Source organism: Pseudomonas sp. UBA5568 (assembly GCF_002425525.1).
Classification (GTDB): domain Bacteria; phylum Pseudomonadota; class Gammaproteobacteria; order Pseudomonadales; family Pseudomonadaceae; genus Aquipseudomonas; species Aquipseudomonas fulva.
Window position 1 is genome coordinate 1 of sequence record NZ_DIMK01000017.1, and the last position, 3,333, is coordinate 3,333.

Annotated in this window: 3 protein-coding genes; 2 read left to right on the plus strand and 1 reads right to left on the minus strand. The window is 60.9% G+C overall.

Annotation, left to right across the window (positions count from 1 at the left end; genetic code table 11):
* Both B2S33_RS05200 and B2S33_RS05205 read left to right on the plus strand, forming a co-directional pair.
* On the plus strand, positions 1–287 hold a 287-nt coding region (locus B2S33_RS05200; RefSeq protein ID WP_288650009.1), incomplete at its 5' end, for a hypothetical protein.
* A gap of 8 nt (positions 288–295) precedes the next feature.
* Entirely contained in the window at positions 296–2,002 is a 1,707-nt protein-coding gene (locus B2S33_RS05205) for a hypothetical protein (RefSeq protein ID WP_288650011.1), read from the plus strand.
* Positions 2,003–2,019: 17 nt separating this feature from the next.
* Here B2S33_RS05205 and B2S33_RS05210 read toward each other — a convergent pair.
* Positions 2,020–3,333: glycosyltransferase (locus tag B2S33_RS05210; RefSeq protein ID WP_288650013.1), on the minus strand; the 1,314-nt coding region annotated here is incomplete at its 5' end.

Genomic DNA, 3,333 nt, shown 5'->3' on the forward strand with positions numbered 1-3,333 from the left:
TGGGATCCGGCGATGCACCGCCAGTCCGCCAGTTGCTGCGCAATACGATCAAGCGCATCGGCTCGCGCTCGATTGTAGTGCCAGTACCAGCCAAGCCGTTGAAGATGGCCCTGTCGTTGCTGGAAAAGCTGGGCAAACCACTTCTGCATCGGGAGCAGTATCAGATTGCCGACATCAATTACGTGGTCGACATTGCACCTACCGAGCACATTCTGGGCTGGCACCCGAGCCGGAACGACGAGGACATGCTTGTCGCAGCCTACGAGCACTACCGCCAGCAACGTTGAGTAGCCTGATGAAAGAAATGTTGATGGGCTCCGAGCGCCGCCCCGTAGTTGCACCATTGCAGAGTGCTGCGCCGCGCCGCGTAGCCGCAGCGCTGATCGTGCTCGTACTACTGATGGTGACAGGAAAGGCGCTCAGCACCTACCTCGGGCTGGCATACGCCTGGATCGTGCTGCCCTTCGCTGTCGGAGTTCTGCTCGTGCAGCAGGCCGGCATCCGGAACTGGGCACTGCCTGCTGTGCTTGCTGTGGCCTTCGTGGCACTTGCAGCCTGGACGGGCAATCAATTCCAGGATGCCACCTGGGATGGGAACATGTATCACAAGCCAGCCACTGTGGCATTGCACGAGGGCTGGAACCCTTGGAGCGCACCGGAGTTCATCGATTGGGCGCGGACCCGGGACGAACCGTACTACGCTGGCAGCATCTGGGAAGGCAACGACAACAACAAATGGGTCAGTCATTACCCCAACCTGTCCTGGCTGTTTGGCGCGGCTTTGATGGACACAGGCTTCGGGTGGGAGTCGGGCAAGGCCTTGGGCATGGTACTGGCCATCGCGTTGTTCCTGTATTCGATCTCCGTACTGACGCCAATGCTGGGCCAGCGTCGGCGGGCGGTTGTGGGAGCGATACTGCTGGCGATCGCACCTACGCTGATGGCACAGGCAGCGACCAACTACGTTGATGGCGCGACCTATGCCGCGGTTGCTCTATGCGTGCTGGCTTGCCTGGATGAGCAGCGGGGACCCACCGGCAACATCGTCGCATGGGGCAGCCTGATCGTTCTGGCTGGACTGAAATTCACCGGAGCTCTTTATGGGGCGCTTTTGGTTCTCCCCTTCCTGTTTCTGCGCAGGCCCAACTGGAAAGAAATCCTCGGATGGGCACTGCTGGGCGCGTTCGTTCTGTCTCACCCCTACCTGAACCATCTCGTCTCGGGCCTGCCCATCGCCTATCCGGTCACGGGCAACAACAAGGTGATGGAGAATCAGGCCGAGCCAAGCATGCTCGAGGGAAATCGCGCGGTAACGCTGGCGCGATCGCTGTTCGCCCATACCTCCAACACTTTTGTGCACCCAGGCCTGAAGCTGCCGGGTGAGGTGGGCCCTGGCGAGGTCGAGGCCGCCGGCATTCCTGACACCCGTTATGCTGGTTTTGGACCACTGTTCTCCCTAGCATTCTGCATCGCCGCACTGGCCATCCTGGTTGCCACGATCAAGCCTCGCGAGCGCACTGATCAGCCCACTCGTGTTCTCTTGGCGCTGATCGGATACCTGATGCTGCTGACCTTCGTGCACGCCGCCCCTTGGTGGGCTCGTTACGTACCGTTCCTTTACATTGCGGTGGTGCTTGCACTGCTTGGCAGTTGGAGGTCGCCATCTTTGCCTGCACGCTGCCTGTCCATTGCCGGGATGCTGGTGTTGGTGGCCAATATTGGGCTTGTCAGCCAGGGCGTGCATCGCTATACGCGCCAGGCTGCTGTGGAATCTGCCGCCGACGTGGACGCGGTAGTGAACCAGCACTGGCGCGCTGACAGTACGTTGATTGTTCAGGCACCTCAGTTCGTTGGTTTTTCGGCGGTCTATCACTTCAGCGAAGTAATGAAGATCGGCCGCGTCCAGTATCAGTACGTGCCTTTGGGTTCGGACAACTGTGGCAGCGATGCCGATCGGGGTTACTGGATTCGCCTGGTGCGAGTCTGCCAGCACACTCCATGAGCCGGGTCCAACCCGGCTCACGCATCCAGCATTTGCCTTAGGCGCTCGCGGAACCGCCCGGCGTCGTAACGTTGCCGAAGATAAGCTGATGCCCCTGACGCTGCCGCCACCCAGGCAGCGTCATCTTCCACCAGTCGCTGGATGGCGGAAACGATCACCTGTGGATCATCGCTGACGGGCAGGAAGGCTTCCAGACCAGCCAGTCCCTGGACACCAGCGGTCGACATCACGCAGGGGACTCCCTTGCCGATCGCTTCGAGGACCTTGCCCTTGACTCCACCACCGAAACGCAGCGGCGCGATCACCACACGGGCGTGGCCGTAGCACGCATCCAGGGTTGCATCGTCAACGCGCCCCAGAACTCGGACCTGCATCGTGGTTGACGGCGGCACGTAGGCCTCCATTCCGGAACCCACGATGGTCAGCGTGCGTTGTCCCGCGTGTAGCTGCAGCTTGGGCTGGACCTCCCGCAGGAACCAATCCAGTCCGTCCACATTCGGCGCGTGTGCGTAGCTGCCAACAAACAGAAGGCCCTTCCGATCACTGGGTGCTGCAACGCAGACTTCACCATCCAGAGTCCACAGCGGGAACATTTCGGCGTTGTCGGTCAGTGCGTGTGCCCGACGGAATGTATTGACCTCGTCCGCTTCTTCCTGCGAGGGATAGAGCACTGCATCAGCGCACTGCCACAAGCGTCGCTCGACCCTGCCCATCACCCATTGCTGCCAACAAAAGCCCCGGCTTGAGTTGGCGTCGATGCGCCGCATCGCCTGCAGGCGGCGGAAATGAATGTCATGACCGTAGTAGATGCAGGGGCCACTCAGGCTGCGGCGTATGACCGGCAGGTACATGGCCGCGATCAAGGGTCGACTCAATACGGTTCCACCCAGGTTCCAGGCACGTCCGGGACCGCGCAACCACTCTTCCAGCGGCCCCGTTTCGCTGCGGCAGAAGGCATGGATACCCGCCTGATGCAGCGTTGCTCTTCCCGCTGCAGATGGCGTGGTCGATGCTGCCCAGAACAAAAGCTCGAATCCTGCCTCGCCCACGAGCTTGGCGAACGACAGAATCGCTCTCGACCCCGCATCACGGTCGACCTCTGGAAAGTCGTGATCCACCAGCAAAACAGCGCGACGCCCACGCTGTACAGCAGGCGCGCGTTGTTCGATCGCTGTTGCGGGCGATCGACTGCGATCAAACCAGCGAGCATAGACCTGTGGAACAACCGCCAGCACTGCTTCCAGCACATGGTGTTTGGCCCGGGAAAGCGGTGCCACCCAGCGTCGCATGTTCAATGCCAGGACTTGAGATCCACGAAGAACTCCGGATAC